General features: G+C 73.3%; 11 protein-coding genes and 1 pseudogene. 4 read left to right on the forward strand and 8 right to left on the reverse strand.

The window, feature by feature from the left end; translation table 11 throughout:
- Positions 1 to 167: 167 nt before the first annotated feature.
- A complete protein-coding gene (locus tag AB0K02_RS24715; RefSeq protein ID WP_365994705.1) occupies positions 168 to 569 on the reverse strand; it encodes an STAS domain-containing protein in 402 nt (133 codons plus the stop codon).
- A gap of 528 nt (positions 570 to 1,097) precedes the next feature.
- Here AB0K02_RS24715 and AB0K02_RS24720 point away from each other — a divergent pair.
- Together AB0K02_RS24720 and AB0K02_RS24725 are read left to right on the forward strand one after the other, a co-directional pair.
- Complete coding sequence (locus AB0K02_RS24720) at positions 1,098 to 2,657, forward strand: APC family permease (protein WP_365994706.1); 1,560 nt, start codon at positions 1,098 to 1,100, stop codon at positions 2,655 to 2,657.
- Between the two features lie 164 nt (positions 2,658 to 2,821).
- A pseudogene (locus tag AB0K02_RS24725) lies at positions 2,822 to 3,084 on the forward strand (transposase); the annotation flags it as partial.
- A gap of 164 nt (positions 3,085 to 3,248) precedes the next feature.
- On the opposite strand, the gene AB0K02_RS24730 reads toward AB0K02_RS24725, so the two are convergent.
- The gene (locus AB0K02_RS24730; protein WP_365994707.1) at positions 3,249 to 5,519 is read right to left on the reverse strand and encodes an MMPL family transporter; all 2,271 of its coding nucleotides are present in this window, start codon (positions 5,517 to 5,519) and stop codon (positions 3,249 to 3,251) included.
- A gap of 176 nt (positions 5,520 to 5,695) precedes the next feature.
- Here AB0K02_RS24730 and AB0K02_RS24735 point away from each other — a divergent pair, with 176 nt between their 5' ends.
- Positions 5,696 to 6,868: a histidine kinase gene (locus AB0K02_RS24735; RefSeq protein ID WP_365994708.1), complete on the forward strand. Its 1,173-nt coding sequence runs from the start codon at positions 5,696 to 5,698 to the stop codon at positions 6,866 to 6,868.
- Positions 6,843 to 7,505: a response regulator transcription factor gene (locus AB0K02_RS24740; protein ID WP_215185653.1), complete on the forward strand. Its 663-nt coding sequence runs from the start codon at positions 6,843 to 6,845 to the stop codon at positions 7,503 to 7,505. The genes AB0K02_RS24735 and AB0K02_RS24740 overlap by 26 nt, the downstream gene beginning before the upstream one ends.
- A gap of 247 nt (positions 7,506 to 7,752) precedes the next feature.
- Here the strand turns inward: AB0K02_RS24740 and AB0K02_RS24745 are convergent, their stop codons facing one another.
- The 6 genes from AB0K02_RS24745 to AB0K02_RS24770 all read right to left on the reverse strand — a co-directional run bounded on the left by AB0K02_RS24745 (position 7,753) and on the right by AB0K02_RS24770 (position 16,016).
- Positions 7,753 to 8,550 (reverse strand): SDR family oxidoreductase, encoded by a 798-nt coding sequence (locus AB0K02_RS24745; RefSeq protein ID WP_365994709.1) that lies wholly within the window; start codon positions 8,548 to 8,550, stop codon positions 7,753 to 7,755.
- Positions 8,547 to 10,676, reverse strand: coding sequence for an acetate--CoA ligase family protein (locus AB0K02_RS24750; RefSeq protein WP_365994710.1), 2,130 nt, complete (start codon positions 10,674 to 10,676; stop codon positions 8,547 to 8,549). Before AB0K02_RS24750 ends, AB0K02_RS24745 begins: the two co-directional genes overlap by 4 nt.
- Entirely contained in the window at positions 10,673 to 11,854 is a 1,182-nt protein-coding gene (locus AB0K02_RS24755) for a Glu/Leu/Phe/Val dehydrogenase dimerization domain-containing protein (RefSeq protein WP_365994711.1), read from the reverse strand. The genes AB0K02_RS24750 and AB0K02_RS24755 overlap by 4 nt, the downstream gene beginning before the upstream one ends.
- Positions 11,851 to 13,464 carry a 5-guanidino-2-oxopentanoate decarboxylase gene (locus tag AB0K02_RS24760; RefSeq protein ID WP_365994712.1) on the reverse strand — a complete coding sequence of 538 codons (1,614 nt, stop codon included), beginning with the start codon at positions 13,462 to 13,464 and terminating at the stop codon, positions 11,851 to 11,853. The genes AB0K02_RS24755 and AB0K02_RS24760 overlap by 4 nt, the downstream gene beginning before the upstream one ends.
- Positions 13,464 to 14,621, reverse strand: a complete 1,158-nt coding sequence (locus tag AB0K02_RS24765) for an acyl-CoA dehydrogenase family protein (RefSeq protein WP_365994713.1) — start codon at positions 14,619 to 14,621, stop codon at positions 13,464 to 13,466. Before AB0K02_RS24765 ends, AB0K02_RS24760 begins: the two co-directional genes overlap by 1 nt.
- 204 nt (positions 14,622 to 14,825) lie before the next feature.
- A complete protein-coding gene (locus AB0K02_RS24770) occupies positions 14,826 to 16,016 on the reverse strand; it encodes an MFS transporter (protein WP_365994714.1) in 1,191 nt (396 codons plus the stop codon).
- Between the last annotated feature and the right edge of the window lie 16 nt (positions 16,017 to 16,032).

Genomic DNA, 16,032 nt, shown 5'->3' on the forward strand with positions numbered 1-16,032 from the left:
CGCCCGGCAGCAACTGGGGGGTGGCGTCACCGCCGCCGGGCGCGCCGCTCGGACAGAGGACGGGCGAGCCGCTCGGGCAGGGGACGGACGCGCCGCGCCCCGGCGGCGCGGGGTGTGCTCCACGAGCCGGGCAGCCGTGCCGGCGCCGCCGAGCACGGTCGACGCCGTCACCGCGCTTGATCGGTACCGAGGCCGGGCTCCCGGCGACGCTCGCCACCCTCGTCGGAAGCCGGCCCTCGGACCGTCTGCTCCGCTTCGATGGTGAACGCCCCGCCGCTGCCTGACAGCCGCAGGATGCGGGCCACGGAGCACGGCACGGCCCGCAGGCACAGGTCCACGTCGTGGGCGCGTGCGGCGCGGGCACCCGCCAGGAGCGCGCTCACACCGGTGCAGTCGCAGAAGTGGACCTTGCCCAGGTCCACGACGATGTGCTGGTACTCGGCGACGGCGGCGCGGAGGGCTTGCCTGACGCCCGGGGCGGTGACCACGCCGAGTTCCCCGGCCATCGTCATCCGGCAGCTGTCAGGTCCGGTGGCCGTGAGTTCGACCTGCATCGTGACGTCGTACACCAGCGCCTCCTCACCGGCCGGCGCCCACTCGCAAGAATCGTGTGTCCTACCAGGAAACTCCCGAAACAGCGGGCTTGTCTACGCCCTGCCGGACCGGACGCTCCCCAGATGCGGCGGGTGCCCCGTGCAGGCGGGGGCCGGGGGTGACCGGATCGCCGCCGGGACCACCCGCGGGGCCCGCCGGGCCGGGGACCGGCAGCGATCCGGGCCGCGGAGCCGGCGACTGATCCACGTCCCCTTCGAGAGATCGGACGCCACCGTCAGGCCCTCGCCGAGGACCGCTTCCTCGGCGGAGCGCGGGCTGACGCGATCACTTCGCGGCGCAGGTTCGCGCGGCGCGACCGCCGGCCCCCGGGCCCGTCCGACCGGCGCCTGCCGGCGTCTGGAGGTGGGCGACGGCTTTGCGCCGCACGGCTCTTGACAGTCCTGTGTGGCCGGGCTCACAGTGCAGGCTACTGACTGTTCGTTCAGTCAGTAGATGTGCCGCGCCTGTACGAGACCCCCCGTGCCGCCGTAGGAGTCCGCCCAGTGACCCAAGCACCCGCCACCTCCAGCAGGGCCCAAGGGCCCGCCCCCGCCACCCCCGACCTCTCCGAGGGCTGGGGCGAACAACGCAGCCGGCTGCGCAAGGAACTGCGCCGCTTCGACGTCCTCCTGTTCCTCATATGCACCCTCGTCGGACTCGACACGATCGGATCGGTCGCAGCGCAGGGCCCGCAGGGACTGACCTGGATGGCCATCCTCGCGCTGTTCTTCTTCCTCCCCTACGGGCTCCTCGTCGCCGAACTGGGCTCCGCCTTCCCCGTCCAGGGCGGACCGTACGTCTGGACCCGGCTCGCCTTCGGGCGGCTCACCGCGGGCCTCAACCAGATCCTCTACTGGATCTCCAACCCGGTGTGGGTGGGCGGCAGTCTGTGCATCATCGCCCTCACCACCTGGGAGGAGTTCTTCACCCCGCTCCCCGGTCTGTGGAAGTACGCCGCCGGACTGGTCTTCATCTGGGGTGGCGCGCTCGCCGTCGTCCAGTCCGTCCGGATCGGCAAATGGGTCCCGATCGCCGGAGCCGTCGCACGCATCGTGCTCCTCGGCTTCTTCCTCGTCTCGGTCGTCGTCTTCGCCGTCCGGAACGGTGTGCACGCGCTGCCCGCAGGGGAGTTCACACCGACGTACGTGGGGTTCGTGGCGCTCGTCCCCGTGCTGATCTTCAACTACGTCGGCTTCGAGCTGCCCAGCTCCGCCGCCGAGGAGATGCGCAACCCGCGGCGCGACATCCCGCTCGCCATCCTCCGCTCCGGCTTCGCCGCGCTGCTGCTCTACGGCGGCCCGATCCTCGGCATCCTCTTCGTCCTGCCCAGCGACCGGATCGGCAGCCTCGGCGGCTTCATCGACGCCTGCAAGGCCGTCTTCACCGTCTACGGCGGCTCCATCACCGCCGACGGCACGGTCACCCTCACCGGTGCCGGCGCGGTCTTCGGCGGCATCGCCGCCGCGGGCCTCATCATCGGCCTGCTCACCTCCGGCGTCACCTGGGCGATGGGTGCGCACCGCGCCCAGGCAGTCGCGTGCGCGGACGGCGCCGGGCCCGCCTGGCTCGGCACGATCTCCGAGAAGAGGGGCACGCCGGTGCGGGTGAACCTGCTGTCCGCGGTCCTCGCGTCCGTCCTGCTCGTGGTCGCGCTCAACCTCACCGAAGGCGACGGCGAGAAGTACTTCGCCGCGGGGCTCGGCCTGACGATCTGCTCGACCTTCATCTCGTACGTCATCACCTTCCCCAGCCTGGTGGTACTGCGCCGCAAGTACCCTGACACGCCGCGTCCGTACTCCGTGCCGGGCGGACGCTTCGGGGCCTGGACGGTCACCGTCCTCGCGACCGGCCTGGTCGCCTTCACGGTGGTGGTGCTGATCTGGCCGGGCTTCGGGGTGGGCTGGTTCGGCACGGAGGGCTCCTCCGCCGACTCGCTGCCCGAGGCCTTCGCCGGCCAGCGCCTCGCGTACACACTGAGCCAGGTCGTACCCCTCCTCGTGATCGCGGGCATCGGCCTCGTCTTCTACTCTCTGGGGGCGAAGACGCGGCGTACCAAGAACTGAGCATCCGGCGGGACTGCTCCCGCACAGCGACAGGGGGGACGGCCTCGGACCGTCCCCCCTGTTGTCGCTTTGCGCTCCGGTCCGGCACCAGGGCGCGCAGCGAGTCGTGATCAATTTGCGGGATGTGCCTTCGTGGCACGGTCTGGTCCGATAGACGGTCTTACGTGACGCGAGTACAACTGACCGATCGGGATGGGGAGTTCATCGAGTCGTACCTGCCGATCGGCGAGTGCGGCCCGTACCCCGAGCGACTGCGGCAGCAGTTCGAGGGCGTGATCCGGCGGTTCAAGACGGGCGGGCAGTGCGGGAGATGCCGACGGAGTTCGGCGCCTGGTCGACCGTCCACAACCGCTTCCGGCAGTGGCGTGACGCCGGCGTCTTCGAGGCCCTTCTGGAGGGCCTGATCACGGAAGCCGCGAAGCGGGGTGAGGTGATACGACAAGACTCCCGACAGCTACCTCGCCGGTCTCCACCTGCGCGCCTCGATGATCTGGATCAAGGACCTCACCAGGACCACCCGATGATCACGACCCGATTTGGCCCCAGGTGACGCGCTGAAGCGCCGGACGCCATGGGCGGGCAGGAGTCGAGTCAACGGTCAACCAGCCGTGGACGCGGGGCCTCACCCGTGGATTCCGCGTCGGTGTCGTCGGTGCCGACCGGGCCGCGGGGAAGCATCCGGTCCAGCCACTTCGGCAGCCACCAGTTGGTCCGGCCGAGGAGTGTCATGGTCGCCGGTACCAGCACCATGCGTACGACCGTGGCGTCGATGAAGATCGCGGTGGCCAGGCCGAGCCCGAACATCTTGGTGGAGGGGTCCTCGGCGACGGCGAAGGACAGGAAGACCGCCACCATGATGAGGGCGGCCGAGGTGATGATCCGGGCGGTGCGCGAGACGCCCTCAACGATCGCGGTGCCGTTGTCGCCGGTGCGCAGGTACTCCTCGCGTACGCGGGAGAGGAGGAACACCTCGTAGTCCATCGACAGGCCGAACAGGATGGCGAAGAGGAACATCGGGATGAACGAAACGATCGGAACCGTCGCCTCCAGCCCGATGAGTGCGCCTCCCCAGCCCCACTGGAAGACCGCGACCATGATGCCGTAGGCCGCGCCGATGCTCAGCAGATTCAGCAGTACCGCCTTGAGCGGTACGACGACCGAGCGGAAGACCAGCATCAGCAGCAGGAACGACATCGCCAGCACGGCGGCGACGAACACCGGCAGACGTTCGCTGGTGCGTCGGCCCACATCGGACAGGCTCGCGGCGGCCCCGCCGACGTGGGCCCCGGCCGGGCCCTGCCCGATCGCCGCGGGCAGCACCTCGGCGCGCAGCCGGGCGATGGTGTCGGCCGTGGCCTCGTCCTGAGGGCTGGTGGTCGGGAACACCACGAGGGTCGCGACGCCGCTGGCCCGATCGATGCGCACCGGCGCGACGGACGCGATCCCCGGATCCGCCGCGACCCGCGCGACGAGACGGTCCACCACTCCCGGATCACCGGCGGGGTCCGCGGCGATGACGAGGGGACCGTTGGTGCCCGGGCCGAATCCCTCGGCGACGAGTTCGTAGGCCCGGCGCTCGGTACGGCTCTGCGGCAGTGAGCCGTCGTCGGGCAGGCCGACGCGCAGGCCGAGCACGGGCAGCGTCGCCGTCAGCAGCAGCGCCGCCGCGCCGACCGCGTACGGCACCGGATGCCGGCCGACGTGCCCGAGCCAGCGCCGCCACCCGACGGCGGGGACGGCGCCCGCCGCCGTGTCCAGCCGTCGGCCGAGGCGGCCCGACCGCCCGGCCCGAAGTGCCCGGCCGATCCGGCCGGCCCGGCCCAGCCGCGGGCCCGCCGCGCCGAGGAAGGCCGGCAGCAGCGTCACCGACGCGAGCACCATCGTCAGGACGACGATCGAGACGGCAACCCCGCCCACCGTCATGAACGGCACATTCGCGACCGCCAGGCCGAGGATCGACACGACGACGGTGCCGCCGGCGAAGACCACCGGCCGCCCCGACGTTGCCACCGCCCGTCCGGCCGCCGCCTGCGGATCGAGGCCGCACGCGAGGTACTCCCGGTGCCTGGCGAGCACGAACAGTGCGTAGTCGATGCCCACTCCGAGCCCGACCATGCTGCCCAGGACCGGTGCGAAGGTGGGGACCTCTGTCACCCCCGCCAGTACCGTCATCGTGGCGACCCCGACAGTCAGCCCGAAGACCGCCATGCCGATCGGCAGCGCGGCGGCGACGAGCGAACCGAACGCCAGGAACAGGATCGCGGCCGCGGCGAGGAGGCCGATCAGCTCGCTCGCGCCGCCGTCGGGGTCGGAGAAGACGTAGAAGAGGTTCCCGCCCATCTCGATGCGCAGCGGCAGCTCGGCCCGCAGCCGGTCGCCCAGATCGACGAGGGCGTCGAGGTCTTCGGCCGACAGCCGGCTCTGGTCGGGGTACTGCACCCGGACGACCGCGATCCGCCCGTCGGCCGAAACGAGGCCGCCGCGCACGGCGGTGTCCCCGCCCTCGTCGAGCGCCCCCGCCGGGTCGCTCGTGCCGAGCACGTGCGGCAGCCGCTGCACCTCGGCCCGCAGCCGCGTGAGAGCGGTGCGCGCGCCGTCGTCGTCGAAGAACGTCGCACCGTCGTCGAGGGGGGTGACGACCACTTGGGCGGTCATCCCCTCCTGGCCGGTGCCTGCCCGCTCGATCAGTTCAGCGGCCCGTCGGGAGTCCAGTCCCGGAGCGGTCATCGAGTCCGCGGTCCGCCCGCCGAAGGCGACGGCGGCGAGGACGGCGAGCGTGGCGGCGATCAGCCATGCCGCGATCACCCGCCAGGGATGGCGGGCGGAGCTTGCGCCCAGGCGCAACAGGGCTTTCGAGAGCATCGGGGTCCTCCAACCACCTCGTCGGCCGTCCTTGTACGGCCGCCGATGCCGAGGCTCGTCGCCACGGCGCTCCGCGGCATCGGCCCGCGGGCCGCGGATCCGTCGGCCCCGGGGCGGAGTGACGACCCGTCCTTTCGGCCGATGCGCGGCACGCCGCGGTCCCTAGGCTGAGAACCGTGCTCCGAGACGACCTGCGAACCCTGTGGACCGAACCCCGGCCGCCCGACGCGCCCGCCCGGGTGTGGCGGGACTGGGCACTGCTCGCCGCGGGCCTTGCCGGTGTGGCGCTGGAGGCCACCCTGCGCGAGAACGTCGTGTGGCGGCCGGTGGCGGTGGTGTTCGCCGTATGGCTGTGCCTGCTGCCCCTGTGGCGCCGGACCCGCCCGCTGGCGATGGTGACGCTGGCGTTCGGCTCGGTGATCCTGCTTCCGGTGGCCTCGCTCGTCGCCGCACCGCGCGAGCCCGTCGGCCTGTACACCGGCGCGGTCGTGCTCGTGCTGGTGTACGCGCTGCCCCGGTGGGGATCGGGACGCGAGATCGTGCTGGGCGGCGCGGTGATCCTCGCGGCCGGCGCGCTGTGTGTCGTCACGGACGAGACCCCGGTCGTCGAAAAGGTCGTGGGCTTCGTCTTCCTGCTGCTGCCCGGCGTGGTCGGGGCTGCCGTGCGGTTCCGGGTGACCGCTCGCGAGCGGCAGTTGGAGCAGGTGCGCTCCCGCGAGCGCGAGCAGCTCGCCCGGGAACTGCACGACACGGTGGCCCACCACGTGTCGGCCATGGTGATCATCGCCCAGGCGGGCCGGGTGCTCGCGGGCACCGACCCGTCCGCCGCCGTCGAGGCGCTGGAGGGGGTCGAGGAGGAAGGGGCGCGCACGCTGGAGGAAATGCGGGCCATGGTCGCCGCGCTGCGCGACCGCGGGGTCGGCGCCGAGCTGGCGCCGCCTGCCGGTGTCGCGGATCTGGAGCGCCTGGTGCGCACCCCGGGTGGTCGCCTCAGGGTCGACCTGGGGCTCGACGGCGAACTGGACGCGCTGCCCCCGGCCGTGGACGCGGCCGTCTACCGGATCGTGCAGGAGTCGGTGACCAACGCGCTGCGCCATGCGGTCGACGCGACCGAGCTCGTCGTCCGGGTCGCCGCGGAACGGCACACGGTACGGGTGAGCGTGTGCGACAACGGCCGGCGCACCGGCCGGGGTCGCGACGGATACGGACTTACCGGACTGCGCGAGCGTGCGACCCTGCTCGGCGGCACACTACGAGCCGGCCCGGGTACCGACCGGGGCTGGCATGTCGAAGCCGAACTGCCGAGAGCGAGGAGCGAGAGCGGTGTCCATTCGCGTCCTCGTCGCTGACGACCAGACGATCATCCGCACCGGGTTGCGGATCATGCTGAACGCCCAGCCCGGCATCGAGGTGGTCGGCGAGGCCGCCGACGGGCGGGAAGCGGTACGTCTGGCCCGCGAACTACGCCCCGACGTCTGCCTGTTCGACATCCGCATGCCCGTACTCGACGGGCTCGGGGCCACCCGGCTGGTCGCCGGCCCGGGCGTCGCCGACCCGCTGGCCGTGGTCGTCATCACCACGTTCGACCTCGACGAGTACGTCTACGGCGCGCTGCGTGCCGGCGCCCGCGGATTCCTGCTCAAGGACACGGGACCAGACCTTCTGGCCCAGGCCGTACGGTCGGCGTCCGGCGGTGAGGCGCTCATCGCGCCCAGCGTCACCGTCCGTCTGCTCCAGGCATTCGCGGACCTGCCCGCCGGCCGGCCCGTGGCCCAGCCGGTCTCACCCGTCACCGCCCGCGAGGAGCAGGTGCTCCTCGCCGTCGCTCGCGGGCTGACCAACACCGAGATCGCCGATGCACTGCACATCAGCCTCAGCACGGTGAAGACGCATCTGGCCAGCCTGATGGCCAAACTCGGCGCCCGCAACCGGGTCGAGATCGCGATGTGGGCCTACGAAACGCGCCGTATCCTCCCCGGAACCTGAGCCGGGTGCCGGGCCATGTCCCATGAGTCCCCGCCCGGACATCAGTGCACCGGTCGGCTCACGTCGGCTCCACGTGCCGCACCCGCCCCGGAGCGGGACGTACCAGGAGGCCGGAACCGGGACGGTGAGACACCCGATACGAACAAGACTCCCGACAGCTATCTCCCCAGTCTCCACCTGCACGCCTCGATGATCTGGATCAAAGACCTCATCAGGACCACCCGATGATCACGACTCGATACGCGCCCTAGGCGCCCGTGCGTCCGTACACCTGCTTGCCCAGCCACTGGCCGCCGTCCACCGTCAGGCACTCGCCCGTCAGGTACGACGCCCCGTCGCCCAGCAGGAACAGCGACGCCTCGGCGATCTCCGCGGGGTCGGCGAGCCGGCCCGCCGGAACCGTGGCCAGGACCTGCTCGCGCGCCTCGGGAGTGGCCCACAGGGCGGCGCCCGCGCCTGCCGTCTCCGTGGGGCCCGGGGCAATGCAGTTCAGCCGGATGCCCAGCGGGGCGAGTTCCACCGCGAGCGTCCGGGTCATGGCCAGGACACCGGCCTTCGCGGCGGCCGAGTGGACGGTCCCCGGATGCCCGTGCCAGGCGTAGGCGGCGATCACCGAGAGGATGGATCCGCCCGTACCCTGCTCGCGCAGGCGGCGGGCGACCGCCCGGGTGCAGTAGTACGAGCCGTTGAGGACGATGTCCACGACCGCCCGCCAGCCGCCCGGGGAGAGGTCGATGCCCGGCACCACGAAGTTGCCGGCCGCGTTGTTGACCAGGCCGTCCAGCCGGCCGAAGCGCTCCACCGACGCGGACACCAGCGCGTCCACGGCCTCCGGGTCCCGTACGTCCGTCGGCACCGCGAGGGCCTCGCCGCCGGTCTTCTCGACCAGGGCGACCGTCTCCTCCAGCCGCTCGGGGGTACGGCCCGCGACCGCGACGCGCGCGCCCGCCGCACACAGCGCGAGCGTGATCGCGCGGCCGATGCCGCTGCCGCCGCCGGTCACGAGGTAGGTACGGTCCGCGAAGCGGCCGGACTCCGAGGTCATGTCAGCACTCCATGGGCGTCGAGGGCGACCGCGCCGTCCGGGTGGACGAGCAGTGGGTTGACTTCGAGCTCGGCGAGCTCGGGGTGTTCGGCCGCGGCCCGTGCCAGTGCGCACAGCGCGTCCGCGGCGGCGTCGATGTCGACGGCGGGGGCGCCGCGCCAGCCGGTGAACAGCGGCGCGTGGCGGAGCGAGAGCAGCAGGCCGCGGGCCCGTTCCGGGGTGAGGGGGGCGAGGGCGAGCGCCGTGTCGGCGAGCAGCTCGGCGGTGACCCCGCCGAGCCCGACCATGGCGACGGGCCCGAACGACGGGTCGCGCCGGACCCCCGCGATGAGTTCGACGGAGTGCCGGTGGGCGACCATCTGCTCGACCGCGTACCGCGTGGCGCCCGTGGCGTCACGCATTCGGGCGAAGGCGGTGCGCAGCGCGGTCTCGTCGGCGATGCCCAGGGCCACCCCGCCCGCCTCGGTCTTGTGGGCCAGGCCCATGGCCTTGAGGGCGAGCGGATAGCCGGTGCGGCGGGCGGCGGTGGCCGCCTCGTCGGCGGTGGTGACGAACTCGGCGGCTGGGAAGGTGATTCCGCGGGATCCGAGGAGCGTACGGACGGTCTCGTAGTCCCCGTCGGGGAGGCCGCTCGGGGCGGGGGGCGGCAGCGGGGGCGGCGCCTGCGGTGCCGTCCGGTCCTGCCGCGCCGCCTGGGCCAGGGCGGTCGCGGCCTGCTCGATGCGCTCGTAGACCGGTACGCCGTGCTCGCGGAGCACTCTCAGGGCGGGGGTGTCCCTGGCCATGGTGTGGACGACGAGCAGCCGGCCCGACGCTCGTGCGGCCTCCCCCAGCTCCCGGGCGACCGCGCACTCCTGGTCGGCCTGGTCCGGGTCGGCGGTGGCGTAGTCGCCGAAGTAGCCGGTGAGGACGGTGGCGTCGGTGTCCCCTCCGTGGAGCAGCGCCCGTGCGATGCGGGCGTAGTTGCGGAGGTCGGCCTCCCCGGCGCCCGCGAGGTCGACGGGGTTGCCGCATCCGCTCCGGCCGGGCAGGTGCCCGCGGACGGCGGCCCGGGTCGCTTCGTCCAGTACGGGGACGTGGAGTCCGCGGGCGGACAGCGCGTCGGCGGCCAGCGCTCCCTGCCCCCCGCTGTCCCCGACGACCGCGACGCGCAGGGCCCGTCGCCTGCGGGCCTGTGGTGGGGCGCCGTCGGCCGGGGCCGGTGACGACGGCCCCTGGGTCCCGGCGGTACGGACGGCGCGCGGCCGGGCGAGCCCGGTGCGGCGGCCGGCCGCGGTCAGGAGCACCGCCGTGTCCACGAGTTCGCCCGCCGACTCCAGCAGCAGCGCCCCCGTGTCGCGGCACACCGCCTCCACCACCGCCCGGGCGCTCACCAGCGCTCCCGTGTGGGAGGCCGCCGCGCGACGGGATGCCTCGCTGCGACCGAGCGACAGCAGCAGGACGGGCTTTCCTGCCGTGTGGGCGGTGGCCAGGGTGCGGGCCAGGCGGCGCCCGTCGCGGAAGTCCTCCACGTATGCGGCGACGACCCGTGTCGCGTCGTGCGCGATCAGTGCGCCCAGCGCGTCCGCCGCGTCGATGTCGCGCTGGTTGCCGAGCGAGACGAAACGGGAGAATCCCTGTCCGGCGCGCGCGAGGAGCCGGCCGATCTCGAGCGCGAGGTTGCCGCTCTGCGACACGAGCCCCACCGCACCCGCCGGGAAGTCGCCCCAGCTGAGCCTGAGTTCGGTGGTGGTGTCGACGACGCCCATGCAGTTGGGGCCGAGCAGCCGACCGCCGTGCGCGGTGACGAGGGCGGCGAGTTCGCGTTCCTCGTCGGCGCCTGCCCCGCCGGACGTGATCACGGTGAAGCACCGCGCGCCCGCCGCGAGTCCCTCGACGACCACGGGCCGCACCTGCTGCGGCGGCACCGCCACCACGACGTGCTCGGGGACGGTCGGCAGGCAGCCTAGGGCGGGCAGGAAGGGCACGCCGTCGAGCCCGCCGCCCCGCTGGTTGACCAGGTGGACGGTGCGCCGGGAACGTCCGGCGAGGGCGCCGGACGCCAGCCGGTAGCCCCACTTGGCGGGGTTGGCGGAGGCTCCGACGACGGCGACGGAGCGCGGGTCGAAGAGGGTGTCCAGGCTCATGCGTACCAGCCGAGGCGTTCGGCGATGACGGGAAGCCGGTCCGCCACGACCGCGTGTGCCGCGACGCGCGGGCTGGTCCCGTCGCGCTCGGCCCGTGTCAGCACCTGCTCGACCAGGGCGCGCATGGAGCGCCGGATGTGGGCGAACGCCTCGTCCGCGTCGGCGCCGATGTCGCCGAAGAGCGTCCACCACCACCAGGCGTTGGTGGCGGAGTTGACGACCACGTCGGGCAGCACGGTGATGCCGCGTGCCGACAGCAGGTCCTCGGCGTCCGGCAGCACCGGCATGTTGGCCGCCTCGACGATCCAGCGGGCCGTGACCCGCGCCTGGTTGGCCGTGTCGACCGCGTACGAGACGGCGGCCGGGACCAGCACCTCGGCGTCCGCGGACAGCCAGGCACCGGCGGGCAGTTCGGCGTCGTGCGCCCGCAGGGCGGTGCGGTGCACGGTCCCGTACGCGTCGCGCGCGGCCAGCAGCGCCTCCACGTCCAGGCCCTCGGGGTTGGCGATCGTTCCCTTGACGTCCGCCACGGCGACCACCTTCAGCCCGGCCCGCGCCAGGAAACGGGCGGTCGCCCCGCCCATCGTCCCGAAGCCCTGGACGGCGACGCGGGTGCCCTCGCGGGAGACGCCGGCCCGGTCCAGTGCCGTCAGCACCGACTCGGCGACCCCGCAGCCGCCCGCCAGCTCGTCGAGCCCGATGCCGTCCACCTCCACGGCGAACGCGTCCGCGAGCCGGCGACGCGCCGCGGCCTCGTCGTCGAGCAGCGGATAGACGGCCTGGACGGAGGAGACGAGACCGGCCTCGGCCACCGCCCTGTCGACGATGTCCTGGGTGAGACCGAGGTCCTCGCCGGTGGTCCAGAAGCGCTCGATGTACGGGCGCATCGCCCGCAGGTAGCGCACCAGCACCCCGTACGCCTGCGGGTCGCGCGGGTCGCAGTCGATGCCGCCCTTGGCCCCGCCGAGCGGGATGTACCGCTTCCGGGGGTCGTAGTGGAGGGCCTCCTTCATCGTCATGCCCCGGGCCAGCCCGGTGACCTCGTCGAGGGTGCAGCCCTCGCGCATGCGCAGCCCGCCGCTGGACACGCCGCGCACCAGCCGGTCGATCACCAGATGGCCCTGGCGCCCGGTGACATGGTCCGTCCAGGTGAGGGAGATGAGAGGGGCGGTGGTCATCGGGAGATCTCCTCGGGGACGGTGACGAGGGTGGGTCCGGAGGTGTCCAGCGCGTCGGCCAGGGCGTCGGCGAGCTCCTCCGGCGAGCGGACCGCCGTGCCGTGCCCGCCGTAGGCGCGGGCGAGCGCGGGCAGGTCGACGGGCGGCAGGTCGACTGCCGTGGGGGTGTCCCCGCGGGCCGCCATCTCCTCGCGGATCTCGCCGTAGCCGCCGTTGTCGAAGACCACGACGGGGAGCGGCAGCCCGAGCTGGGCGGCGGTGGCGAGCTCCTGCACGGAGAACTGCAGACCGCCGTCGCCGCTGAGCGCGACGACCTGCCGCTCGGGGCATGCGGTCTTGGCGCCGATCGCGGCGGGCAGGGCGTAGCCGAGGGTCCCGAAACCGGTGGGGTGCAGATAGCGGCCTTGGGGGCCGACGGGCAGATGGGGCAGGGCTCCGTAGTAACAGCACTGGGCGCTGTCGGAGGTGATGACGGCGTCCTCTGCGAGGACGCGGCGCACGGCCCGGAGGTACGGCGTCCAACGTGCGTCCCGGCCGCGGGTCTCGTCGTCGCGCGCGGCGCGCAGCGCGGTGACACCGGCGGGTTCGGCGGTGGGTTCGGCGGCCTTGCGCGGTCCTCGCTCGCGGTACGCCGCGAGCAGCGCGTCCAGCAGGGGGCGTGCGTCGCCGACCAGGGCCACGTCCGCCGGGAGGCCGGCGTACATCTGGGCGGGGTCCACGTCGACGCGGATCAGGGTGCCCGTCAGGGCCGGGAGCGGACCCCAGACGTCGGACTCGGCCAGCTCCGTGCCGACGGCGAGGACCACGTCACGGTCCGCCAGCCACTTCCGCACGGCCGGGCTGTGCAGCGACACGCCCAGCGACAGCGGGTGGCGTTCGTCCACCACGCCCTTGCCGTTGGCGGTGGTCACCACCGGCGCCCCCAGTTCCTCGGCGAGCGCCCGGCAGGGGGCGGCCGCAGCCCGTGCTCCTCCGCCGAGGACCAGCACCGGGCGGCGCGCCCCGTGCAGGGCGTCCGCCGCCTGCCCCACCGCCGGCTCGTCCGGCGGCGGTGGCCCGGCGGGCGGCGCGTGCCGCGTCGGGCCCACCGGCTCCGCGGTCTCCAGCAGGTCCAGCGGCACCTCGATGTGCGCCGGCCGCGGCCGCTCCCGGCGGAACAGCGTGAAGGCACGGGCCACGGCCGCGCCGATCTCGTCGACCGACGCGACCCGGTGGCTGAAGGCCGCGACGCCCCGCAACGCCTGCGTCTGGCTGCGCATTTCGTGCAGGAGGCCGGTGGACTGCCGGGGGTGGCGCAGCGGCATGCCGGGCGAGACGACGAGCAGCGGCACGCTGTCGGAGTAGGCCTGTCCCACCGCCGCCGCGATGTTCAGCAGTGCGGGCCCGGTGGTGGTGATCGCGGTGCCGGGCCGGCCGCTCACCCGGGCGTACGCGTCGGCCGCGTAGCCCGCGCCTTGCTCATGACGAGCGGTCAGATGCCGTATGCCGTACGGCTGGAGATGCCGGTACAGCTCCAGATTGTGGGTGCCGGGGATGCCGAAGGCCCGGGTGACGCCGTGTGCGGCCAGTGCGCGGGCGAGCGCCTCGCCGCCGGTGAGGGCCGGGGTCATCACAGTTCCCTCGCGATCACGAGCCGCATGATGTCCGAGGTGCCCTCCTCGATCTCCTCCAGCCTGGCGTCCCGCATCCACTGCTCCACCGGGTACTCGCGCGAGTAGCCCCAGCCTCCCAGCGTCTGCACCGCCGCCCAGGTGCAGTACGCGGCCGTCTCCGAGGCCGTCAGCTTGGCCATGGCGGCCTCGGTCGTCGCGGTCAGACCGGCGTCGAGGCGCTTGGCCGCGCGCCAGGTCATCAGCCGGGCCTGCTCGATGCGGGTCCGCATGTCGGCGAGCCGGAACGCCACCGCCTGGTGCTCGACGATCGGCTTGCCGAACTGCTGCCGGGTACGGGCGTAGTCGCGTGCGTACTCGTACGCGGCCCTCGCCACGCCGGTCGCCGCCGCGCCGAGGACGGCGCGCGAGATGTCGAAGGTCCGCATGAGCCCGTGGAAGCCCTGCCCCTCCCCGCCGAGGCGGTTCTCCTCGGGCACGAAGGCGTCGGCGAAGAAGATCTCCCGGCAGACGATGGCGCGCTGTCCCATCTTCCGCATCGGCTCGCCGAAGGCGACCCCGGTGGTGTCCTTGCGGAGGAGGAAGGCGGTGACGCCCCGGGAGCGCCGCGCCGGGTCCGTCTTGGCGAAGACGACGTACTGCTCGGCCTCCCCCGCGTTGGAGATCCAGGACTTCTGGCCATTGAGCAGGTATCCCCCGTCCGTGCGGGTCGCCGTTGTCACGATCGACGCGGCGTCGGAGCCCGCGCCGGGCTCGGTGGTGGCGAGGGCGGTCATCGGGGTGTCGGGCCCGGCCAGGGGGGTGAGCCAGGTCCGCTTCTGCTCCTCGGTGCCGAGTGCGAGCAGCGGGTCGGCGTAGAACCCGTTGGAGCAGAGCAGATTGCCGATGCCGAGGTCGCCGACGCACAGCTCCTCCTGCACCAGGCACTGGGTGAAGACGTCGGTGAATCCGCCGCCCCCGTATTCCTCGGGAAGCATGAAGCCGGTGATGCCCACCTTCGCGGCCTTGCGCCACAGGTCCCAGGGCGTCTCGACGTCGGCCTCGTCCACGGAACGCGCCCGCGGGCGGATCTCCTCGCGGGCGAAGGCACGGGTGAGCTCGACGATGCCACGCTGCTCGGGGCTGAACGGGACCAGCTCGGTGGGGAGGTCTGACATGGTGCCTCCAGGTGCGGCAACGGGAGATACTGACTGAACCTTCAGTCAGTATCCGGAGGCCTGTGCGACGCTGTCAACGCACCGGTCCCGCACCTTCGGGACGTCGTCGGCACCGCGAGGACCCTGAACCCCGGCGTGTCCGCGCCGGGGATCAGGGCGACGCCGCTCGCGCCCGGAGCAGGACGCGCGCCACACCCGGCACGCTCACGTTCTCGCCCGTACCGGACTCCGGAGCAGGTAGGCGGCCGCGGTCGTCACCAGGGCGGCCATGCAGGCGATGAAGACGAGCCCCGCACCCTCCAGGCCGATCGGACCCACCAGTACCCCGACGCCGATCACCGGCAGCGAGATACCCGTGTACGCCACCACGAACAGTGTGGAGACCACGGACGCGCGACGGTCCGCTGGTGACGCCCCGGCCACCGCGGACAGCGCCCCGCGAAAGGCCAGGCCCTGCCCGCCGCCACCGACGAGCGCGCTCAGCACCACCAACAGCAGCAGGTCCCAGCGCAACGCTCCGGCGAGCAGCGCCAGCCCGGCGAAGAGCCCGGCGCAGCCCAGCGGCAGCGAACGCGCCACACCGACGCGGCCGACCGCCAGTTGCCCCGCGGTCGACGCGAAGAACGCGAGTGCGACGACCAGCCCGCTCACGGCGTGGTCGTGCACATCCAGGGACTGCGCGAGGAACGCCGGGCTGACCGACGTGAACACCCCGAACAGTGCGAAGCCCACGAACGAGGCGGTCGCCGCCGGCCCGAACACCGCCCGCACCTGCGGGGGCAGGCCGGGCCGCTGCGGCCGTACGGTGACCGCCGGCCGCCGCTCCCTCACGGTCTCCGGCAGCAGGAGCAGCACGGCGGCCGAGCCGGCGACCAGTGCGAGGTGCAGGGCGAACGGCAGGTACAGCGGCCACGCGGCGTACTGAGCGAGCACCCCGGCGAGCAGTGGACCGCAGCCCAGCCCGCCCATGTTGGCGGCGGTCGCCACGAACGTGGCCCGGGAGGCGCCTCCCGGGGGTGCCAGCTCCATCACGTACACCGTGGCGGCACCGGTGAACAGGCCGGCGGACAGACCCGACGCCAACCGCCCCGCATACAGCCAGCCGAGCCCGGTGGCGCACAGGAAGCAGACGGCACTCGCCGCCGCGAATCCCAGGCCGGCCAGCAGGACCGGCCGTCTGCCCACGGCGTCCGAGGCGTTGCCCGCCAGCAGCAGCGCACCGATGACCCCGAAGGCGTACACGGCGTACACGACGGTCACGATCAGCTCGCCGAACCCGAACTTCTCCTGGTAGAGGCTGTAGAGCGGGGTCGGCAGCGTGGTGCCGGCCATGCACACCGCGAACACCGCTCCGCCGAGCAGACATCGGCGCCACCCGCCGCGATCAGCGTCCATGCCGCCGACGGTAACC

Source organism: Streptomyces sp. NPDC049597 (genome assembly GCF_040675505.1).
Taxonomy (GTDB): domain Bacteria; phylum Actinomycetota; class Actinomycetes; order Streptomycetales; family Streptomycetaceae; genus Streptomyces.

Excerpts from the sequence above, each read along its gene's own strand:
- AB0K02_RS24765 (WP_365994713.1), bottom strand. The coding sequence starts at position 14,621 with ATGTCAGACCTCCCCACCGAGCTGGTCCCGTTCAGCCCCGAGCAGCGT.
- AB0K02_RS24730 (WP_365994707.1), bottom strand. The coding sequence starts at position 5,519 with ATGCTCTCGAAAGCCCTGTTGCGCCTGGGCGCAAGCTCCGCCCGCCAT.
- AB0K02_RS24755 (WP_365994711.1), bottom strand. The coding sequence starts at position 11,854 with ATGACCACCGCCCCTCTCATCTCCCTCACCTGGACGGACCATGTCACC.
- AB0K02_RS24750 (WP_365994710.1), bottom strand. The coding sequence starts at position 10,676 with ATGAGCCTGGACACCCTCTTCGACCCGCGCTCCGTCGCCGTCGTCGGA.
- AB0K02_RS24760 (WP_365994712.1), bottom strand. The coding sequence starts at position 13,464 with ATGACCCCGGCCCTCACCGGCGGCGAGGCGCTCGCCCGCGCACTGGCC.
- AB0K02_RS24770 (WP_365994714.1), bottom strand. The coding sequence starts at position 16,016 with ATGGACGCTGATCGCGGCGGGTGGCGCCGATGTCTGCTCGGCGGAGCG.
- AB0K02_RS24745 (WP_365994709.1), bottom strand. The coding sequence starts at position 8,550 with ATGACCTCGGAGTCCGGCCGCTTCGCGGACCGTACCTACCTCGTGACC.